General features: G+C 72.3%; 19 protein-coding genes. 9 read left to right on the top strand and 10 right to left on the bottom strand.

The genetic code is table 11. The annotated features are described in order from the left end of the window. Positions 1-135: 135 nt before the first annotated feature. Positions 136-1,029: an alpha/beta hydrolase family protein gene (locus tag ACVMYR_RS11855; RefSeq protein ID WP_457121827.1), complete on the top strand. Its 894-nt coding sequence runs from the start codon at positions 136-138 to the stop codon at positions 1,027-1,029. A gap of 10 nt (positions 1,030-1,039) precedes the next feature. On the opposite strand, the gene ACVMYR_RS11850 is transcribed toward ACVMYR_RS11855, so the two are convergent. After that, complete coding sequence (locus ACVMYR_RS11850) at positions 1,040-1,765, bottom strand: vancomycin high temperature exclusion protein (protein ID WP_396789147.1); 726 nt, start codon at positions 1,763-1,765, stop codon at positions 1,040-1,042. A 99-nt stretch (positions 1,766-1,864) separates the two neighbouring features. On the opposite strand from ACVMYR_RS11850, the gene ACVMYR_RS11845 reads away from it, so the two are divergent. The 3 genes from ACVMYR_RS11845 to ACVMYR_RS11835 all read left to right on the top strand — a co-directional run bounded on the left by ACVMYR_RS11845 (position 1,865) and on the right by ACVMYR_RS11835 (position 4,650). Further along, positions 1,865-2,200, top strand: coding sequence for a DivIVA domain-containing protein (locus ACVMYR_RS11845; RefSeq protein WP_457121826.1), 336 nt, complete (start codon positions 1,865-1,867; stop codon positions 2,198-2,200). Further along, entirely contained in the window at positions 2,200-2,457 is a 258-nt protein-coding gene (locus ACVMYR_RS11840) for a hypothetical protein (RefSeq protein ID WP_457121825.1), read from the top strand. Before ACVMYR_RS11845 ends, ACVMYR_RS11840 begins: the two co-directional genes overlap by 1 nt. A gap of 327 nt (positions 2,458-2,784) precedes the next feature. Continuing rightward, positions 2,785-4,650 carry a hypothetical protein gene (locus ACVMYR_RS11835; protein ID WP_457121824.1) on the top strand — a complete coding sequence of 622 codons (1,866 nt, stop codon included), beginning with the start codon at positions 2,785-2,787 and terminating at the stop codon, positions 4,648-4,650. 155 nt (positions 4,651-4,805) lie between these two features. On the opposite strand, the gene ACVMYR_RS11830 is transcribed toward ACVMYR_RS11835, so the two are convergent. Genes ACVMYR_RS11830 through ACVMYR_RS11820 form a run of 3 tightly spaced genes read right to left on the bottom strand, consistent with a single transcriptional unit; the run spans position 4,806 to position 6,333 of the window. Further along, the gene (locus tag ACVMYR_RS11830) at positions 4,806-5,168 is read right to left on the bottom strand and encodes a PH domain-containing protein (RefSeq protein WP_043965760.1); all 363 of its coding nucleotides are present in this window, start codon (positions 5,166-5,168) and stop codon (positions 4,806-4,808) included. A gap of 27 nt (positions 5,169-5,195) precedes the next feature. Continuing rightward, complete coding sequence (locus ACVMYR_RS11825) at positions 5,196-5,990, bottom strand: class I SAM-dependent methyltransferase (RefSeq protein WP_457121823.1); 795 nt, start codon at positions 5,988-5,990, stop codon at positions 5,196-5,198. A 34-nt stretch (positions 5,991-6,024) separates the two neighbouring features. Next, complete coding sequence (locus tag ACVMYR_RS11820; protein ID WP_043965764.1) at positions 6,025-6,333, bottom strand: 4a-hydroxytetrahydrobiopterin dehydratase; 309 nt, start codon at positions 6,331-6,333, stop codon at positions 6,025-6,027. 183 nt (positions 6,334-6,516) lie between these two features. On the opposite strand from ACVMYR_RS11820, the gene ACVMYR_RS11815 reads away from it, so the two are divergent. Continuing rightward, entirely contained in the window at positions 6,517-6,957 is a 441-nt protein-coding gene (locus tag ACVMYR_RS11815) for a (deoxy)nucleoside triphosphate pyrophosphohydrolase (RefSeq protein WP_077938398.1), read from the top strand. A gap of 115 nt (positions 6,958-7,072) precedes the next feature. Here ACVMYR_RS11815 and ACVMYR_RS11810 read toward each other — a convergent pair whose 3' ends face one another. The 6 genes from ACVMYR_RS11810 to ACVMYR_RS11785 form a co-directional block, all read right to left on the bottom strand. Then, entirely contained in the window at positions 7,073-8,137 is a 1,065-nt protein-coding gene (locus ACVMYR_RS11810) for a succinate dehydrogenase/fumarate reductase iron-sulfur subunit (protein ID WP_091277095.1), read from the bottom strand. Then, entirely contained in the window at positions 8,137-10,053 is a 1,917-nt protein-coding gene (locus ACVMYR_RS11805; protein WP_077938400.1) for a fumarate reductase/succinate dehydrogenase flavoprotein subunit, read from the bottom strand. The genes ACVMYR_RS11810 and ACVMYR_RS11805 overlap by 1 nt, the downstream gene beginning before the upstream one ends. A gap of 10 nt (positions 10,054-10,063) precedes the next feature. Further along, the gene (locus tag ACVMYR_RS11800) at positions 10,064-10,870 is read right to left on the bottom strand and encodes a hypothetical protein (RefSeq protein ID WP_077938401.1); all 807 of its coding nucleotides are present in this window, start codon (positions 10,868-10,870) and stop codon (positions 10,064-10,066) included. A 286-nt stretch (positions 10,871-11,156) separates the two neighbouring features. Beyond that, entirely contained in the window at positions 11,157-12,638 is a 1,482-nt protein-coding gene (locus ACVMYR_RS11795) for a TldD/PmbA family protein (protein WP_457121822.1), read from the bottom strand. Positions 12,639-12,714: 76 nt separating this feature from the next. Continuing rightward, positions 12,715-14,151 (bottom strand): TldD/PmbA family protein, encoded by a 1,437-nt coding sequence (locus ACVMYR_RS11790; RefSeq protein ID WP_074472625.1) that lies wholly within the window; start codon positions 14,149-14,151, stop codon positions 12,715-12,717. Positions 14,152-14,261: 110 nt separating this feature from the next. Then, entirely contained in the window at positions 14,262-14,810 is a 549-nt protein-coding gene (locus tag ACVMYR_RS11785; RefSeq protein WP_457121821.1) for a Uma2 family endonuclease, read from the bottom strand. Between the two features lie 223 nt (positions 14,811-15,033). Between ACVMYR_RS11785 and ACVMYR_RS11780 the strand changes: the two genes are divergently transcribed. From ACVMYR_RS11780 to ACVMYR_RS11765, 4 genes are read left to right on the top strand one after another with little or no spacing between them, the layout of a single operon-like run. Next, on the top strand, positions 15,034-16,089 hold the full coding sequence (locus ACVMYR_RS11780; protein ID WP_457121820.1) for an ABC transporter ATP-binding protein: 1,056 nt from the start codon (positions 15,034-15,036) through the stop codon (positions 16,087-16,089). Next, positions 16,086-17,153 carry an ABC transporter ATP-binding protein gene (locus tag ACVMYR_RS11775; protein WP_457121819.1) on the top strand — a complete coding sequence of 356 codons (1,068 nt, stop codon included), beginning with the start codon at positions 16,086-16,088 and terminating at the stop codon, positions 17,151-17,153. Before ACVMYR_RS11780 ends, ACVMYR_RS11775 begins: the two co-directional genes overlap by 4 nt. After that, positions 17,150-18,151: an ABC transporter permease gene (locus tag ACVMYR_RS11770; protein ID WP_457121818.1), complete on the top strand. Its 1,002-nt coding sequence runs from the start codon at positions 17,150-17,152 to the stop codon at positions 18,149-18,151. The genes ACVMYR_RS11775 and ACVMYR_RS11770 overlap by 4 nt, the downstream gene beginning before the upstream one ends. A 12-nt stretch (positions 18,152-18,163) precedes the next feature. Next, entirely contained in the window at positions 18,164-19,150 is a 987-nt protein-coding gene (locus ACVMYR_RS11765; protein WP_431972776.1) for an ABC transporter permease, read from the top strand. The last annotated feature ends 12 nt before the right edge of the window (positions 19,151-19,162 follow it).

The following is a 19,162-nucleotide window of genomic DNA, read 5'->3' as shown; positions in this document are numbered from 1 at the left end:
TCCGGCCCGCATTCCTGGACGGTTGTCGTCACCAGCCGACTGTCATCAGCCGACGCCAACCGTCCAAGGTCGGGAAACGCCGGGGTGCCGGGGGCGGGGCAGCGCGGGCCGGGCCGGCGTGGTGGGGTGTCGCGTGTGGAGTTGAGCGTCGACGTCGCCGGCACGCGGTTGCCGGCCACGCTGAGCCTGCCGACCGGCCCGGTGCGGGGCGGGCTGGTCGTGCTGCACGCGGCCGAGGCGGGGCACCGGTCGCACTTCTGCTACGAACACCTGGCCCGGCTGCTGCCCGGCGCGGGGGTCGCGGTGCTGCGCTTCGACCGCCGGCCCCGCGTCGACGGCCACGACGTGCCCCTGGCCGACCAGGCCGCCGACGCGATCGCGGCGGTCGAGGTGCTGCGCCGCCACGTCGGCGACGTGCCGGTCGGGCTGTGGGGGCTGAGTCAGGGCGCCTGGGCCGCCCCGCTGGCCGCCGGGCTCCGGCCCGACCTGGTCGCCTTCCTCGTGCTCGTCTCCGGCAGCGGGGTCAGCCCCGCCGTCCAGATGCGCTACGGCACCGCCGAGCAGCTGCGCCGCAACGGGTACGGCGACGACGACCTGGCCGAGCTGGGCCGGGTGCGGGCCGCGACGGAGGCGTACCTTCGGGGCGACCTCGACCGCGCGACCGCGCAGGCGGCCGTGGACGCTGTCGCCGCCCGCCCCTGGTTTCCGCTGGTCTACCTGCCGCGCGCGCTGCCCGACCAGCCGGGCACCTGGCGCGACATGGACTTCGACCCGGTCCCGGTGTTCTCCCGGGTGGGCTGCCCCGTGCTGCTGTTCTACGGTACGACCGACGCGTGGATCCCCATCGACGACAGCGTCGCCGCCTGGCGGCGCGCCACCGCCGGGGCGGCCGATCCGCCCACCGTCTGCCGGCTGGACGGCTGCGACCACTACCCGACCCTCGGCGAGGGCACGAGCCTCGACAGCATCAGCCCGCAGTACAGGGCCGCCCTGCTGAGCTGGCTGGACGCCCGGCTGCCCGCCGGCTAGCGAGTCCGGCTCAGGCGCTGCGCAGGGCGTCGTCGACGCCGGTCTCGCGGCGGCCGAGGTGCGCGGGGTCGCGGCCGGAGAGCAGGTCGACGGCGGCCTTCACGCAGGCCCCGTACTCCCGGGTGGAGCTGATCTGCCACGTCCTGGCGTACGCGCGGGCGGTCTCGTCGCCCACCCCGCTGGCGTCGACGCCGAGCCGCCGGCACACCGCCACGGCGCGGGGCAGGTGGAAGGACTGCGTCACCACCGTGGCCCGCTCCACCCCGAAGATCCGCTTCGCGCGGGCGCACGAGTCGTACGTGTCGAAGCCCGCGTAGTCCAGCACGATCTTCTCGGCCGGCACCCCGTTGTCGAGCAGCCAGCGCCGCATCGCGGTCGGCTCGTCGTAGTCGGCGTTCATGTTGTCGCCGGAGACCAGGACGGCGCGGACCTTCCCGGCGACGAACAGCCGCCGGGCGATCTCCAACCGGGCGGTGAGGAACGGCGACGGCGTCCCGTCCGGGTGCACCTTCGTGCCGAGCACCAGCGCGACGGGGGCCTCCGGGACGTCCGCCTCGGCGAAGACGTGCCCCTGCGCGCCGTCGCGGATCCACGTCACGCTGGCCACGGTGCCGCCCGTCAGCAGTGCCACCCCGACGACGCCCGCGACGGCGGCGCGGCGCAGCCAGCGCCAGCGCCGGCGCGTGCCGCCGGCCGTTCGCAGCCTGCCGATCATGGTGGACAGTCGACGCCGCATACCGCCGAGTATTCCTGATCAACTCAACTTTGATCGACTTCATGCCGCCGACATGGCGGTATCAACCGGCCCCCGACCGGACCATGTCCCCGACATGGTGTGGATCAAGGGCAATCAGGCCGGGCGGGTCAGCTCGACCTCGTCGCCGGGCAGGACCTGCACGCCGCCGTCCGGGCCGCGCCCGGCCCGCGCCCCTCGGTGTACGTGTCGATGCAGCCCTGGCAGGTGCGCACGCAGCGGTTCCGGGCGACCCGGTTCGGGCGACGCGGCCTGGACCCGGGGGAGGTGCGGGCGTTCCTGGACCGGCTGGCCACCGAGCTGACCGCCCAGCACGAGGCGCTGCGGGCGGCCCGGCTGGAGGCGGCGCGGCTCGGCGGCGAGGTGCGCCGCCTGCGGGCCGAGCGCGCCCGCCGACCCAACGCGGGCCGACGCTGATGGCGGCCCGGGGGCGGTACGTGATCCACCTGCCCGTGCTCGCCGCCGACCTGGTCGGCGCGGTGCGCCTCGCCCGGGTGGTGGCCCGCTGGGCGGGCGTGCTCTCTTGCGCCGACCCCGGGGAGACCACGGTGTCGGCGGAGGACGAGCAGGGCGTACGGCATCGGGTCTTCTGCGACCTGCGGCTGCCCGGCGGCCGGCGCTGCCTGCTCCGCGCCGACCACGACGGCCCCTGCGCCCGCCGTCCGGCTCGCTGACGGGGGCGACCGCCGCTCGGATCGTCGGCATTCGGGGAATTCGACAACGAAGCTCCTGGTAGTCGGCCGGCGCCTTTGGGTGCTGACAAGAGCAGTTGCCGACGGTACGCTATGAGCGCTCGAAATCAGAGCGAGCTATCCATCAGAGTCGTTGTGCCGAATCGCCACCAAGATGTATTGCGGGCAATGCTCGTGCGCCGATTGCTGCAACCGGAAACCATGCCTCCGTCCCCGTGGTCGACGCGGCTCTCGTCGAGCAATGCCATTGCCAGGCATCACTACGAATAGGCTTCGTCCAAGGAGAGGGTAGCGATGCATCGGCCCAGAATGTCTCGATGGCGTCTACTGTCCGCCGTGCTGCTCGGCGTCCTGCCGGTTCTTGCCGCCGTCCCGCCCGCAGCCGGCGCTGGGCTCGGGGGGCTGTTGCCGGTTTCGACCCCGACCTTCCGGCACCAACTGCTGGCGAAGGCCACCCCCGACGAGTGCTTCGCCGGGGTCGGGGTGCCCTACCCGGCCGGGCCGCCCTGCGCGCAGGGGCAGGCCAAGGTCAACCAGGCGTACGTGTGGTCGCTCGCCCAGGCGAACAATCGCCTGTGGTTCGGCACCGGGGCGAATGTGAACTGCATCGTCGCCGGCACGACTCTCGCCCAGCCGACGCCCCGGCTGTACGACGACTACGTGTGCGAGTACGCGAACAGTCAGATCGTGGTGCAGAATCCGACCATGCCGACAAATGTCGGCGATCACCGGCAACCCCGGGTGTACGTCCACGATCTCTCCTCCGGCGTGCTCACCGAGAAGACGGACGTCATCAAGAACCGGTCTGCCGATGACCTGAACCGGTTGAAGCGCACGCTGGGACTGCGCGCGGGCGGGACCAACCAGGGAGTCGTCTTCCTCGCCGGCCCGGCCCTCGGCGCGACGGTCAACATGTTCGCGTTCGACACGGTCACCGGCGACTACCTCGGCTCGGCCAACTTCACCAGGTACGGCAACATCCGCCACTTCCTGGTGGCCGACGGCGTCCTCTACGCGGGCGTGGGTGTGGGGGCCAACGGCAAGGACGGCGGATACCTGCTGCGCTGGGCCGGCGACCGGGCCAACCCGTTCAACTTCGTCGAGGTCGGCAAGCTGCCGGCCCAGATCGCCGACCTGACCGAGCACGACGGCCGGATCTTCGTGAGCACCTGGTCGGCGTGGAGCGGCGGCGGCTCGCTGGCTGGCGGACCGGCTGGCGGATCGGCGGGCGGGAACCCGCCACACACCGTCGTCGACCCGCTGCTCGAACGCCTCGGGGTCCGGCCGATCCAGGACGTCGACCCCACCATCGCCGGGGTGTGGATGAGCCCGCCGCTGAAGAACGGCGCGCCCGGCCTCACCACGGACGACGCCGCCGGCTGGGAGCAGGTCTGGAGCGTCCAGCAGTACGAGCCGGATCCGCTGATCGCCACCACGTACGGGCTCGGCGCGCTGGTCTCCTACGGCGGCTACCTCTACTGGGGCACGATGCACGTGCCGATGAAGTCGACGAGCGTGGTCGCCGCCATGTACCCGCCGGCCGACGAGTATGCGGCCCGGGACACGCTGGAGAACACCCAGCGCGCCGTGAGCATCTTCCGGGGCCGGGGGTTCGGCCCGCTCCTCGGCGGGATCGACCTGATCGAGGACGTGGACCTGCTCTACGGCGAGCCGCAACTGCCGGCCTACAACGCGCAGGCGAACGGCGGCGCGGGCGGCTGGGAGAACCTGTCCACCGGCTACAGCGCGCAGTTCGGGCGTATGGGCTTCGGCAACATCTACACGAACTACACCTGGACCATGGCCGTCACCGACGGCCGGCTCTTCGTCGGCACCATGGACTGGAGCTATCTCGCCAAGGACCTGCTGCCCCAGACGGCGGCGCAGATGGGCTTCGGCGGCGCGGTCGAGGGGCTGAGCGACGGGCTGGACCCGATCACGATCGACCCACAGCTCTACGGCGGCGACCTGTTCATGTTCGACTCGAACGCGCGGCCCGCCACGGCGGTGGACACGAGAGGGCTGGGCAACCACCTCAACTACGGCTTCCGCACGATGATCACCGATGGGAAGACCCTCTACCTCGGCATGGGCAACCCGATGAACCTGCGTACGGACCCGACCGACGACATCCCGGAAGGCGGCTGGGAACTGCTCAAGCTGACCTGGAGCTGACCCTGAGCTTCGGGGGCCGCCCGGCCTGCCGGGCTGCCCCCGAGGTGCGACTGAGCCGGAGCAGGGGCCGGAGTCGGGCAGATCTTGGTGAGTTTCGGCCCCTCCGGGGGCCGTTTCGTACCAAGATCTCCGCCCATCCCGCGCCTCAGGCCCGGTCAGGAGATGTAGTGCAGGATCACGTTGTGCACGTGGTGGCTCTTCTGCGCGCCCCGGAACTCGACCTCGTACGTGTGCGTGCCGACGTGGATGGCGATCGAGCCGGTGGAGAAGAACTCCCCGCCCCACGACTTGTTGCTCACCACGCTCACGCTGGTGATCTTCGAGTACGGGATGCTGGTGATCGCGTACCGCTTGCCGACGAAGGAGCGGTCCTGGATGATCACCCGCCGGTCGGTGAGGCCGATGAACCCGGTGCCGGTGCCGACGGCGTCGTAGACGGCGATGATCTGCTCACCCGTGAGCAGGCCGCTCTGGATCTGCTGGAACTGCTCCTTGCGGTCGTATGTCGCATTCGCCATGACCCCACGGTAAGCGGACGTGCCAAGTCAGCCCGGGGCCGAGAGCCTGCGGGCCACCACGACCAGCTCCCCGTCACCCGCGCCGACCGGTTGCCGGGCCCAGCCGCCGTACACCCGCTCGACGGCGAAGCCGGCTGCCTCCACGGACGCGCGCAGCTCCGCCTCGCCCCGGAAGCGCAAGGTCGACGAGCTGCGCCGCGCGTCGCCACCGGGGAACGCGTAGTGGTGGGTGAAGTCGACGACCCCGGCGCGCACGGCGGTGACCTCCGTCCAGGCCCGCACCTCGCGGCCGTCGGGCAGGCGGACGACCCGCCGCGAGTCGACCGGGTTCCAGCGTTTCCAGGCCCGGGCCGCCGGGTCGCGGGAGTCGAAGGCCAGCCGGCCGCCGGGCCCGAGCGCCCGCGCCAGGTCGGCGAGGGTACGCGCCCACTCGTCGTCGGTCACGAAGACCTGCGCCACGTGGCTGGTCAGGACGGCCACGTCGAACGCCGCGCGGGGCAGCGAGGCGGAGGTGCCCTCGACCCAGGTGACCCGGTCCGCGCCGGGTCGGCGGCGGGCCGCCGCGAGGGCCGGGCCGGCCGGGTCGACGCCGGTGACGGGGTGCCCGGCGGCGGCCAGGGCGACGGTGAGGCGGCCGGTGCCGCAGCCGAGGTCGAGCACGCGCGCGGGAGGCGTGCCGGCCGACGCCGGATCGGTCACCGGGGAACCGGTCATCAGGGACGCGGTCACCAGCGAGAGGAAGAAGTCGTCGTCGGGCCCCCACGGGCACTCGGCGTCGTAGACGGGCACGAGCTGCGGGTCGCGGAACTCCCCGTCGCGCACGGCAGCCGGACCGGGAGTCAGCGGGGAAGGTGGATCAGGAGCCGGTGACGGTGCGGTACGCGTCCTCGATGCGGGCGGCCAGCAGGACCTCGCCCTCGCTCAGCGGCGCGCCGTCGCCGTGCCCGACCCGGATCTGCGTCCGGTCGTCGCGGCGGCTGATCTCGGGGCGCAGGTGCAGGGCGTCGGCGACCACCTTGACCCGTTCGGTCAGCGCGGCGTGCTGGGTGTCGTCGATCACCAGCGTGCGCCGGATCTGCTCGCCCTCGCGGGTCCACCCGGTCAGCAGGGTGAGTGCGTCGCTCAGGTAGTCGTGCTTCGCCCGGCTCCTGAACAGCACCCGCATCACCGCACCTCCCAGGCGTCGTTGCCGGCTTGTGGCCAAATCGTCGCCGTCCCGTGTCTAAGTCGGTAACCCCAGTCTGTCGTCCGACCGAGGGTGTGTCCACGCCCACACTTCCCACTTCTACTGGCCTAGCGGACGGCCACGGTACCCAAACCGCCGATTGATCTGGCACGCTGGGAGCCCGTGCGGACCGAACGGGCTAACGAAAGCGGACAGACCGAGCGACGGGATCCGAAGGTGGTCGTCGGCGCGGCGATCATCGCGGACGGGCGGGTGCTCGCCTGCGCCCGGTCGGCCCCGCCCGAGGTGGCCGGCATGTGGGAGTTCCCCGGCGGCAAGGTCGAGCCGGGCGAGAGCGAGACCGCCGCGCTGGTCCGCGAGTGCGCCGAGGAGCTGGCCGTACGCGTGGAGGTCGGCGACCGGGTCGGCCGCAACGTGCGGATGGCCCACGGCCGTTCGGTGCTGAAGGTGTACGCGGCCCGCCTGCTGCACGGCGACCGGCCGAAGGCCCTGGAGCACTCGGCGCTGCGCTGGCTCTCCGCGGCCGAGCTGGACACCGTGACCTGGCTGCCCGCCGACGCCCCCATCGTCGCCGCCCTGCGCCCCCTGCTCGCCGCCGACTGAGCCGCCGCCCGAGCCGCCGACTGAGCCACCGACTGGACCGCAGGCGCAGCAGCCCGCGGAAACGCCGACGGGGGCCGGCGGCCTGTGCCGCCAACCCCCGCCGTCGCTGTCGTCGTCAGTGCTTGTCCTGCTCCGGGTGGGCGAAGTTGAGGTGCTCCGGAGGCAGCGGGAACTGCACGTCGTCGCCGAACGGCGACGGCGCGGCGGCCCGGTCGAAGGTGAGCTCCGTCAGCGGCAGCTTGCCGTTGTCGTCCACGGCCGGGGCCGTCGGCTTCGGCACCTCGCGGTGCCAGTTGACGCCGGCCTGGGCCTGCGCCTCGGCGGCCGGGTCGTGGGAGCCACCCGCGTGCGAGTGGACCCCGCCGGCGGCGGCGTGGGAGTGCACGGCGCCGCTGTGCGAGCCGCTGGTCACGCTGGTCTGAGGCACCTGACCCCTCCGGAAGATCTTGCTACCGAGCCATACCAGGGGATCGTACCTGCGGTCGACCACGCGCTCCTTCATGGGGATGATCGCGTTGTCAGTGATCTTGATGTGCTCGGGGCAGACCTCGGTGCAGCACTTGGTGATGTTGCAGAAGCCGAGGCCCTGCTCCGCCTGCGCGTACTCCTTGCGGTCGGTCTTCGCGTCGAGCGGGTGCATGTCCAGCTCGGCGGCCCGGATGAAGAACCGGGGACCCGAGAACGCCTGCTTGTTCTCCTCGTGGTCGCGGACCACGTGGCAGACGTTCTGGCACAGGAAGCACTCGATGCACTTGCGGAACTCCTGCGAGCGCTCGACGTCGACCTGCTGCATCCGGTACTCGCCCGGGGCCACCCCGGCCGGCGGCGCGAACGCCGGGGTCTCCCGCGCCTTCTCGTAGTTGAACGAGACGTCGGTGACCAGGTCCCGAATGATCGGGAACGTGCGCAGCGGCGTGACCGTGACGGTCTCCGCCTCCTCGAAGGTCGACATCCGGGTCATGCAGCCCAGCTTGGGCATCCCGTTGATCTCCATCGAGCAGGAGCCGCACTTGCCGGCCTTGCAGTTCCACCGGCAGGCCAGGTCCGGCGCGTCGGTGGCCTGCAGCCGGTGGATGACGTCGAGGACCACCTCGCCCTCGTTGACCTCGACCTGGTAGTCCTGCAGGTCGCCGCCGCTCTCGTCGCCCCGCCAGATCCTGAAGTGACGCTTGGTTCCCATTACTTGCCCGCCTCCTCAGCGAGGGCGTCGAAGTCCGCGAGCTCCTCGTCGGTCAGGTACTTGGCCAGTTCGGCCCGGTCGAACAGGCCGACCAGCTCGGCGCGCATCTTCGGCAGCGGCTTGTGGGTCAGCCGCACCGTGTCGCCGTCCAGGGCGCAGACCAGGTTGACCCGGCGCCACTTCGGGTCCATCGCCGGGAAGTCCTCCCGGGTGTGGCCGCCGCGCGACTCCTGCCGCTCCAGCGCCGCCTTCGCGGTGCACTCCGACACCACCAGCATGTTGCGCAGGTCCAGCGCGAGGTGCCAGCCCGGGTTGTAGCGCCGCCCACCGGCCGCGCTGACCTTCGCCACCCGCTCGCGCAGCTCGGCCAGCCTGACCAGCGCGTCGGCCAGCTCGCCCTCCCGGCGGATGATCCCGACCAGATCCCCCATGACCGCCTGGAGGTCCTGCTGGAGGTGGTACGGGTTCTCCCCGGTGTCGCGCTGCAACGGCGCGAGCGCCGTCTCCACGGCGGCCTCGACCGCGCCGATCGACACCTTCGGGCGCGAGGTCAACTGATCGGCGTACGACGCCGCGTGACCGCCCGCCCGCTTGCCGAAGACCAGCAGGTCCGACAGCGAGTTGCCGCCGAGCCGGTTGGAGCCGTGCATGCCGCCCGACACCTCACCGGCGGCGAACAGCCCGCGCACCGTGCCGTACGCCGCGCCCGAGTCCGGGTCCACCTCGACGCCGCCCATCACGTAGTGACAGGTCGGCCCGACCTCCATCGGCTCCTTGGTGATGTCGACGTCGGCCAGCTCCTTGAACTGGTGGTACATCGACGGCAGGCGACGGCGGATCTCCTCGGCCGGCAGCCGGGACGCGATGTCGAGGTAGACGCCGCCGGCCGGCGTGCCCCGGCCGGCCTTGACCTCGCTGTTGATCGCGCGGGCCACCTCGTCGCGGGGCAGCAGCTCCGGCGGACGCCGGTTGTTGTCCGGGTCCTTGTACCAGCGGTCCGCCTCGGCCTCGTTGTCCGCGTACTGCTTGCGGAACACGTCCGGGACGTAGTCGAACATGAACCGCTTGCCGTCGGAGTTCTTCAGGATGCCGCCGTCGCCGCGCACCGACTCGGTGACCAGGATGCCCTTCACCGAGGGCGGCCACACCATGCCGGTCGGGTGGAACTGGAGGAACTCCATGTTGATCAGCGTCGCCCCGGCGCGCAGGGCCAGCGCGTGCCCGTCGCCCGTGTACTCCCAGGAGTTCGACGTGACCTTGTACGACCGGCCGACGCCGCCGGTGGCCAGCACCACGGCCGGGGCCTCGAACAGGATGAACTCGCCGGACTCCCGGTAGTAGCCGAACGCCCCGGCGACCTTCTCGCCGTCGAGCAGCAGCTCGGTGATCGTCGTCTCGGCGAACACCTTGATCCGGGCGTCGTACGAGCCGAACTCGGCCTTGTCCTCCTGCTGGAGGGAGACGATCTTCTGCTGGAGGGTGCGGATCAGCTCCAGGCCCGTCCGGTCGCCGACGTGCGCCAGCCGGGGGTACTCGTGGCCACCGAAGTTGCGCTGCGAGATCTTCCCGTCCTTGGTGCGGTCGAACAGCGCACCGTACGTCTCCAGCTCCCAGATGCGCTGCGGCGACTCCTTCGCGTGCAGCTCGGCCATCCGGAAGTTGTTGAGGAACTTGCCGCCGCGCATGGTGTCGCGGAAGTGCACCTGCCAGTTGTCCCGGCTGTTCACGTTGCCCATGGCGGCGGCCGCGCCGCCCTCGGCCATCACGGTGTGCGCCTTGCCGAACAGCGACTTCGAGATGATCGCCGTCTTCTTGCCCGCGAGCCGGGCCTCGATCGCCGCGCGCAGGCCGGCGCCGCCGGCCCCGATCACGACGACGTCGTAGTGGTGTCGTTCGATGCGATTCGTGGTCGTCATGTCAGGCCCTCTAGTTGATGAACCGCAGGTCGTTGAACCAGTTGGCCGAGACCGCCATGACGTAGAAGTCGGTCAGCGCCAGGGTGCCGAGGGTGATCCAGGCGAGCTGCATGTGCCGGACGTTCAGCCAGGACACGCCGGTCCAGGCCTTGTATCGCACCGGGTGCTTGGAGAAGTGCTTGAGCCGCCCGCCGATGATGTGCCGGCAGGAGTGGCAGGAGATCGTGTACGCCCACAACATGACCACGTTGACCAGCAGGACGATGTTGCCCAGCCCGAAGCCGAAGCCCTCCGGCGAGTGGAAGGCCAGGACCGCGTCCCAGGTGTTGATCAGCGAGATGATCGCGGCGGCGTAGAAGAAGTAACGGTGCAGGTTCTGGCCCAGCAGCGGGAACCGGGTCTCGCCCGAGTAGCTGTCGTGCTTGTCCGGCACGGCGCAGGCCGGCGGCGACAGCCAGAACGACCGGTAGTACGCCTTGCGGTAGTAGTAGCAGGTGAGCCGGAACAGCAGCAGGAACGGCAGCGTCAGCGCCGCGTCCGGGATGATCCACCAACCGGGCAGGAAACGGCCGAAGTGGGCGGCCCCCTCGACGCACCGCTCGGTGACGCAGGGGGAGTAGAACGGGGTCAGGTAGTGGTATTCGTCGACCCAGTAGAAGTCGTGCATGAAGACCCGGACCGTCGCGTACGCCACCCAGGCGCTGAGCCCGATGACGGTGATCAGCGGAGCGAACCACCACCGGTCCGTCCGCAACGTCTTCGCCGCTATGGCGGCGCGCGCTCGCGCTCCCCGCGGCCTCGTTGCCGTTGAAGTCATTCGGTCGTCTCCCTGACGGGGCCCTCACGGGCGGCAGTTGTTCCGGTCGGCACGCGGACCGGCGACCCCGTACCCGCTGCCACCTCACCGCGCACACCAACGACCACACCGGCCGTACCGGCGCAGCTAGTTGACACACGTTACGCCGATCTCCGTGGGCCGTCCGCGCAAGGGAGTGTCCCGTGTGTCCGGCCTGCGGAAAAGTCTCCGCAACACGATCGATGTCGGATGTTAAGAACCTCACTCTCCGGCCGCCGCCAGAACCGGCGAGGATCATCCGCCCGGGTCAGCCGGATGCGCCCCCGGTGAAGTTCCAGGCCGCCAGGCGCAGCGCCGGCGCGTCCCACCAGACGCCGTCGACGCGGTCCGGCTGCCGGACCGCCCGGCGGCCGATCCCGAGCACGGCCCCCGGCCCCAGCGCCCGGGGGTAGGACTCGGTGAACCGGAAGTTCTGCACCGCCCGCACCGGCACCCCGCCCTCCACGAGCCAGACCCCGTTGCGGGTCAACCCCGTGATCACCAGGCTCTTCGTGTCCAGCACCCGGGTGTACCACAGGTCGCTGACCAGCAGGCCGCGTTCCATCCCGGCGACCAGGTCGGCCGTGGAGTCGTCGACCAGCGGCCCCGCCGGTGCGGGCGACCCGTGCTGAGCCCCGTCGCCGTTCTCTGCCCCGGCGGCGTGCTGAGCCCGGTAGCCGCCAGCCGGCGCGTGCGCCGGAGCACCGGCGTCGCCCGCCGGGGCGGGGCCCGACAGCCGCAGGTTGACCGGCATCGGGCCGAAGGTGGCCGCGTCCGGCGACGCGTGCCCGGTGGAACCCACCCCGGCCGCCGCGCCGCTGCGCCGGTCGTGCGCCACCGCGACGGTGGTGCCGGCGTCGACAAGCGTCAGGGCCCGCCGGCCCGTGCCCTCCACGTCGAACGGCAGCCCCGACCCGGCGAGCGGGTCGTCGACCAGCGTGACCGCCGGGTCGAACTGGGCCACGCCCGGCTCGGCGAAGGACTGCCGCTCGGCGTGCCGCTTGCCGTTGAAGCCCCACAGGGCGAAGTTGTGCAGCAGATCGGCGACGGCGGCCGGCTCCAGCACCACCTCGTAGCGGCCCGGAGGCAGCTCGACCGGGTCCACGGCCGCCCGTGCCTTCGCGGCGGCCCGGGCCCCCAGCGCCGCCCCGTCGAGGTCGGCCAGCCGGTCGACGTGCAGCCGGGCCACCCCGTCCGCGCCGCCGGTGCGGGCGATGCCGTCCATCGCGGCCTCGGCGGCGACGCCCTGCGCCGAGTGCCCGGTGGAGTTGGCGAACGCCGCCGCCCGGTAGCCGGTGCGGCAGTAGCCGGCGGCCTCCAGCCCACCCACGGCGTCGACGAACGCGCGCACCCGCTCGGCCCGCTCGCCCGGCTCGGCGAAGGCCGTGGCCTCGTCCCAGGCCGGGGCGGCGGGCACCGGCGAGCGCGGGGTCAGCCCCGGCCAGGCCGGATCCGGCGGGCAGAGGCGGGCCGCCGCGAGGGCCCGCTCGACCAGGGCGGCCAGCCCGTCCGGGGTGACCACGCTGCCGCCGCCGGCCGCCGTGCGCCCCTCGGCGTGCACGCGCAGCCGCACGGAGACGCCCGACTCGGCGACGTTCTGGTGCACGAAGGAGTTGGCGAACCGGGTCAGCGCCAGGTCGGCGCGGGTGACCACCACCTCCGCCTCGGCCCGCGGCCCGGCCAGCCGGCGGACCAGGTCGACCACCTGGTCGGCGAGCCCCAGCACCTCACCCGAAGCGTCCAGCCTCATGCGACCACCTCGCTGCGCTCGGCGGCCGCATGAGACCTCACCGCACTGAGCCTGATGATTCGCTCGCTCCGCTCGCTCATGCGCGCACCCCCACTCGGACGTTGCGGAACCGGGCCGGCGCGGCCGGGTGACCGGTGTGGCCGACCTGGCCGGGCTGGCCCTTGCCGCAGTTGGGCGTGCCCCAGGCGACGGTCTCGGCGGAGAGCATGTCCATCGAGCGCCAGAACAGCGGGCCGATGCCCGTGTAGGTCGGGTTGCGCAGCATCCGCCCCCGCCGGCCCCGCTTCACCTCCCAGCCGATCTCGCAGCCGAACTGGAAGTTGAGCCGCTTGTCGTCGATCGACCAGGAGCGGTTGATGTCCATCAGCACCCCGTCGTCGGTGGCGGCGACGATCTCGTCGAGGGTGTGCGGGCCGGGCTCCAGCCCGACGTTCGTCATCCGCACCATCGGCAGCCGGGCCCAGCCGTCGGCGCGTACGCTGCCGCCGTAGTCCAGGCCGGCGACGGCGGCCGAGTCGCGGCCGGCGAGCACCCCCACCCACCGGCCCTCGCGCACCGCGTCCCGCCGCACCGCCGGGGAGCCCTCGTCGTCGAAGCCGAAGCTGCCCAGCGCGCCGGGGATGGTCGGGTCGATGGTGACGTTCATCAGCTCGGAGCCGTAGCGCAGCGAGCCGAGCTGCGCCAGGTCCAGCCAGGAGGTGCCGGCGAACGCGGCCTCCCAGCCGAGGATGCGGTCCAGCTCGATGGCGTGCCCGACGGACTCGTGGATCTGCAACGCGAGCTGCTCGCCGCCGAGGATCAGGTCGGTCTCGCCCGCCGGGCACTCGGGCGCGGTGAGCAGCGCGCGGCTCTCCTCGGCGACCCGGGCGGCGTGCGCGGCCAGGTCGAGCCGGGTGACCAGCTCCCAGCCGGTCGTGCCGTACTGCCCGCGGTAGCTCGGATAGGACCGGCGCTGGGTCTCGCCGTCGCCGATCGAAGTGGCCGAGATGCCGCCGCCGCACTCGCGGATGCGCTGGTCGATGCGGTGCCCCTCGCTGGAGACGAACCACTTCGTGGTGTCCCACACCTGGTAGAGGCCCTCGGCCAGGTCGGCGCCGTGCTCCCGCATGGTCGCGGTCGCGCCGACCAGCAGGTCGCCCTTGTCGGACAGGGCCACCCCGAGCGGGTCCACCTCGCACGCCGAGGACCAGCTCGCGACGACCGGCTCGGCCGGCACCAGGTCGACCGGCGGGCCGGGGACCCGGGCGCTCGCGGCGGCGATCAGCGCGGCCCGCCGGCCGGCGTCGCGGGCGGCGGCGTCCGACAGCTCCGGTACGGCGTGGAAGCCCCAGCCCGACCCGACCAGCGCCCGGACGCCCAGCCCGAGGCTCTCGTCCTGGGTCAGCTCCTCGACGTCGCCGTTGCGGGCCGACATCGACTCGTAGCGGCGGTGCATCACCCGGGCGTCGGCGTACCGCGCGCCCGCGTCCAGGGCGGCCTGCACGGCGGCGGACGCCGCATCGAATCCGGTCATGACGACGCCCCGCTGCGCTGCGCGCCGCCCTGGGACACCGGGCCAGATGGATGGTTCGCTCGCTGGCGCTCGCTCATGCGCCCGACCCTAGGGGACGGGGCCGACATCCGTCAGGGGACGAGATCCTCGGGTCGGATCTTCGCCCGGACGGGCTCGACCAACTCCAGCACCTCGCCCACGGTGGCGACCGACTGCTCGATGTAGTGCCCGCCCTGCCGGCGGTAGAGGTGCAGCGTCCCGATCTGCTGCTCGATCAGCAGGTACCACGGGATGCCGGCGGCGGCGTAGTAGTGCATTTTGAGCACCTTGTCGGTGGCCGCGTTGCTCGGCGAGATGATCTCGCAGACCAGCCGCACGTCGCTCGCCTCGATGTTGGGCTCGTCGAAGTCGATCTCACCGGTGATCACGAGGTCGGGGATGGGGATGCGACCGGGCTTCAACCGGACGTTCACGGCTTCCAGGACGCGTAGCCCGGCGTCGCGGGCCGGCGTCCGTAAGGCGGCGCGTAGCTCGCCGGAGATGTTCTGGTGCCGTGGGGTGGGGGCCGAGGTCAGGTGGAGGCTCCCGTCGAAGAGTTCGACCCGTTGCGACGTCCTGCCGAGGGCGAGGTACTCCTCCTCGGTCCACGGTCCGTCGTGGTCGAACACCGCCGCGGTCATGGTCACCCCACCTCGATCGATCGGGCACGGATCCTCTCCCGGCCACCCCCATCATGGTCGCACCCGACGTGCGACCCGTGCGGCTTCGCCGGTCTCGCGATCAGGGGTGTCGGAGGCAGTTGCCGAGTCGTTACGCTCAGCACCGCTGACAGCCCTCGATCTGTAGCTTATTTTCAGCCTCAGTGATCTGTTGTAGTTTCTCTTCGTCACTGGGGAGGTGGTCGTGGGCGAGCCAGCACCGGCGTCCGACCCGTACCTGCGGGTCGACGAACTGCGGGTGCGCTTCGACACCGCCGACGGCACCGTCCGCGCGGTCGACGGGGTCTCCTTCGCCGTCGAGCGGGGCCGCACCCTCGCCGTCGTCGGCGAGTCCGGCTCCGGCAAGAGCGTCACCTCGCTGGCGATCCTCGGCCTGCACGACCCGAGGCGCACCACCGTCACCGGCGGGATCTCCGTCGGCGGCCGGCAGCTCGTCGGCCTGCCCGAGGAGGACGTCCGCCGGCTGCGCGGCCGGGACGTCGCGATGATCTTCCAGGACCCGCTGTCGGCGCTGCACCCCTACTACACGGTGGGCCGGCAGATCGCCGAGGCGTACCGGGTGCACCACCCGCGGGCCGGGCGGCGGGAGGCCCGGCGGCGGGCCGTCGACATGCTCGGCCGGGTCGGCATCCCCCAGCCGGCGAGGCGCTACGACCAGTACCCGCACGAGTTCTCCGGCGGCATGCGGCAGCGGGCGATGATCGCCATGGCCCTGGTCAACGACCCGGCCCTGCTGATCGCCGACGAGCCGACCACCGCCCTCGACGTCACCGTGCAGGCGCAGATCCTGGACCTGCTCGCCGACCTCCAGGCCGAGTTCCGCTCGGCGATCATCCTGATCACCCACGACCTCGGCGTGGTCGGCCAGGTCGCCGACGAGGTGCTGGTCATGTACGCCGGCCGGGCCGTCGAGCACGGCAGCGCCGAGCAGGTGCTGCGCCGGCCCCGGCACCCGTACACCTGGGGTCTGCTCTCCAGCGTGCCGTCGCTGCACGGCGACGCCGACGCGGACCTGGTGCCCATCCCCGGCAACCCGCCCAGCCTGATCGACCTGCCGCCCGGCTGCGCCTTCCACCCCCGCTGCCGGTACGCCGACCGCACCGGCGGCCGCTCGCACGCCGAGGTCCCGGCGCTGGCCCCGGCCGGCGAGCCCGGCCACCTGGCGGCCTGCCACCTGCCGGCCGGCGAGCGCGCCCGGCTGCACGCCGAGGGCGTCGGGCGGACGGGGGCGGCCCGATGAGCGAGCCACTGCTGCGGGTCAGCGGGCTGACCAAGCACTTCCCGGTGCGCACCGGGTTCCGCGCCACCGGCCTGGTGCGGGCCGTTGACGGCCTCGACTTCGCGGTGTGCCCCGCCGAGACGCTGGGTCTGGTCGGGGAGTCCGGCTGCGGCAAGAGCACCACCGGCCGGATGCTGGTGCGGCTGCTGGAGCCGACCGCCGGGCGCATCGAGTTCGCCGGCCGCGACATCACCCACGCCGGGCGGCGGGAGCTGCGCCCGCTGCGCCAGGACCTCCAGATCATCTTCCAGGACCCGTACGCGTCGCTGAACCCCCGACACACCGTGGGCCGGATCGTGGCGATGCCGCTGCAGGTCAACGGGATCGACCCGCCCGGCGGGGTGCGCCGCCGGGTGCAGGAGCTGCTGGAGCTGGTCGGGCTCAACCCCGAGCACTACAACCGCTACCCGCACGAGTTCTCCGGCGGGCAGCGCCAGCGCGTCGGCATCGCCCGGGCCCTCGCGCTGCGGCCGAAGCTGATCGTCGCCGACGAGCCCGTCTCCGCCCTCGACGTGTCGATCCAGGCGCAGGTCGTCAACCTGCTGCGCGACCTGCAACGCGACCTCGGCCTGGCGTTCGTGTTCATCGCCCACGACCTCGCGGTGGTGCGGCACTTCTGCCAGCGGGTCGCCGTCATGTACCTGGGGCGGATCGTGGAGATCGGCGACCGGGCGGACATCTACGAGCGGCCCCGGCACCCGTACACCCGGGCCCTGCTGTCGGCGATCCCGGACGCGACGCGGCTCGGCCCCGGCGGGCGGATCCGGCTCACCGGCGACGTGCCGACACCGCTGAACCCGCCGTCGGGCTGCCGGTTCCGCACCCGCTGCCCCAAGGCCCGCGACATCTGCGCCACCGAGGAGCCGGCGCTGGTTCCCCGCGACGGCAGCGGGCAGTCGGTCGCCTGCCACTTCCCGGAGCCGGACGGGGCCGGCGGCTTCCCTGGGCACGACGGGGCCGGCGACTTCCCGGAGCCGGGCGGGCGCGACGCGGCCGGCGCGAGCGGTGCGGAGGTGACGGCGTGAGCCTGTCCCCGGTCGAGGGCGTGGCCCTCGCGGAGATCGAGTCCACCGGCGACGGCCCCGGGGGCTCCCGCGTCGTCGGCCGCTCGCCCGGCCAGCTCGCCTGGGCCCGGCTGCGCCGGGACCGCACGGCGCTGGTCAGCGCCGCCATGCTGGTCTTCTTCCTGCTCGTCGCGCTGGCCGTGCCGCTGATCGAGGCGCTGTACGGCATCGGCCCCCGCGAGCAGTTCCAGAGCCGGCTCGACGGCTTCGGCATGCCGCTGGGCTACGCCGGCGGCGTCACCGGGGAACACTGGTTCGGGCTGGAGCCGGGCCTGGGGCGGGACATCTTCATCCGGATGGTGCACGGGCTGCGCACGTCGCTGTTCATCGCGATCGCCGCCGCCGTGATCACCGCCGCGATCGGCGTCGTGCTCGGCACCCTCGCCGGCTACCTCGGCGGCTGGCTCGACGCGGTGGTCAACTGGGTCACCGACCTGACCCTGGCCATGCCGTTCCTGATCATCGCGCTGGCGCTGACCCCGACGATCGCGCTGCGCTTCTACGGCCAGCGCGAGGAGGTGCCGCCCGCGTTCCAGATCGGCGTGCTGATCGCCATCTTCGCCCTGTTCGGCTGGACCAGCACCGCCCGGCTGGTGCGCGGGCAGGTCATCGCGCTGCGCGAGCGGGAGTTCGTGGAGGCCGCCCGGGCCAGCGGCGCCGGGCTGGGGCACATGCTGTTCCGCCAGCTCCTGCCGAACCTCTGGGCACCGATCCTGGTGTCGTTCTCGCTGGCCGTGCCGTCGTACATCACCAGCGAGGCGGCGCTGTCGTTCATCGGGGTCGGGCTCACCGACGCCACGCCGAGCTTCGGCCGGATGATCTACCGCAGCCTCGACTACCTCCAGACCGACCCCGCGTACGTCTTCTTCCCCGGCGTCACGATCTTCGCGCTGGTCTTCGCCTTCAACCTCTTCGGGGACGCGCTGCGCGACGCGCTCGACCCGAAGTCGTCCCGGTAGGAGGGCTGCACGATGGCGCGGTTCCTGGTCAAGCGGCTGCTCTCGGCGACGCTCACCCTGTTCGCGGTGAGCGTGCTCAGCTTCCTGATGTTCTTCGCCCTGCCCCGCGACCCGGTCAGCGGCATGTGCCCCAAGAACTGCAACCCGGAGCGCCTGGAGCGGGTCCGCCAGGAGTTGGGCCTGCGCGACCCGCTGATCAGCCAGTACGCCGGCTACATGAAGGGCATCGTCACCGGGCGGGACCTCGGCAGCGCCCAGGGCGGCCGGTGCGACGCACCCTGCCTGGGCTGGTCGTACGTCACCAACGAGGCCGTCAGCGACACCATCGCCCGGGTGCTGCCGGTGACCCTGAGCATCGTGATCCCGGCGGCGGTGCTGTGGCTGCTGCTCGGCGTCGGCCTCGGCATGGTCTCGGCGCTGCGCCGGGGCACCTGGCTGGACCGGCTGGCCATCGGCTTCTCGCTGACCGGCGCGTCGTTGCAGCTCTACTTCGTCGGGGCGGTGCTGCTGCTGGTCTTCGTCTACCACCTGCGGCTGCTGCCGGTGCCGAGCTACACGCCGCTGCTCGACAACCCGCTCAAGTGGGCCAGCGGCCTCGTGCTGGCGTGGGTCTCGCTGGCGTTCCTCTTCTCCGCCATCTACGCGCGGCTGTCGCGGGCGCAGATGCTGGAGACGCTGTCGGAGGACTTCGTCCGCACGGCCCGCGCCAAGGGCCTGACCAAACCAAGGGTGTACGGGCGGCACGCGCTGCGCGCGGCCATCACCCCGGTGGTGACCATCGCGGGGCTGGACGTGGGCGGGGCGCTGGGCGGCACCGTCATCACGGAGACCACGTTCGGCATCCAGGGGCTGGGGCGTACGGCCGTCGACGCCGTCCGCGCCGGTGACCTGCCCACCATCATGGCGACCGTGCTCATCGCCGCGGTGTTCGTGGTGCTGGCCAACGTCGTGGTGGACCTGCTCTACGCGGCGATCGACCCTCGGGTGCGGCTGCGCTGATCGTTTCGACCG

The sequence above is a fragment of the Micromonospora sp. PTRAS2 genome, assembly GCF_054052245.1.
Note: the sequence above shows the minus strand (reverse complement) of the source record. Positions and strands in the feature narration are given on the sequence as shown.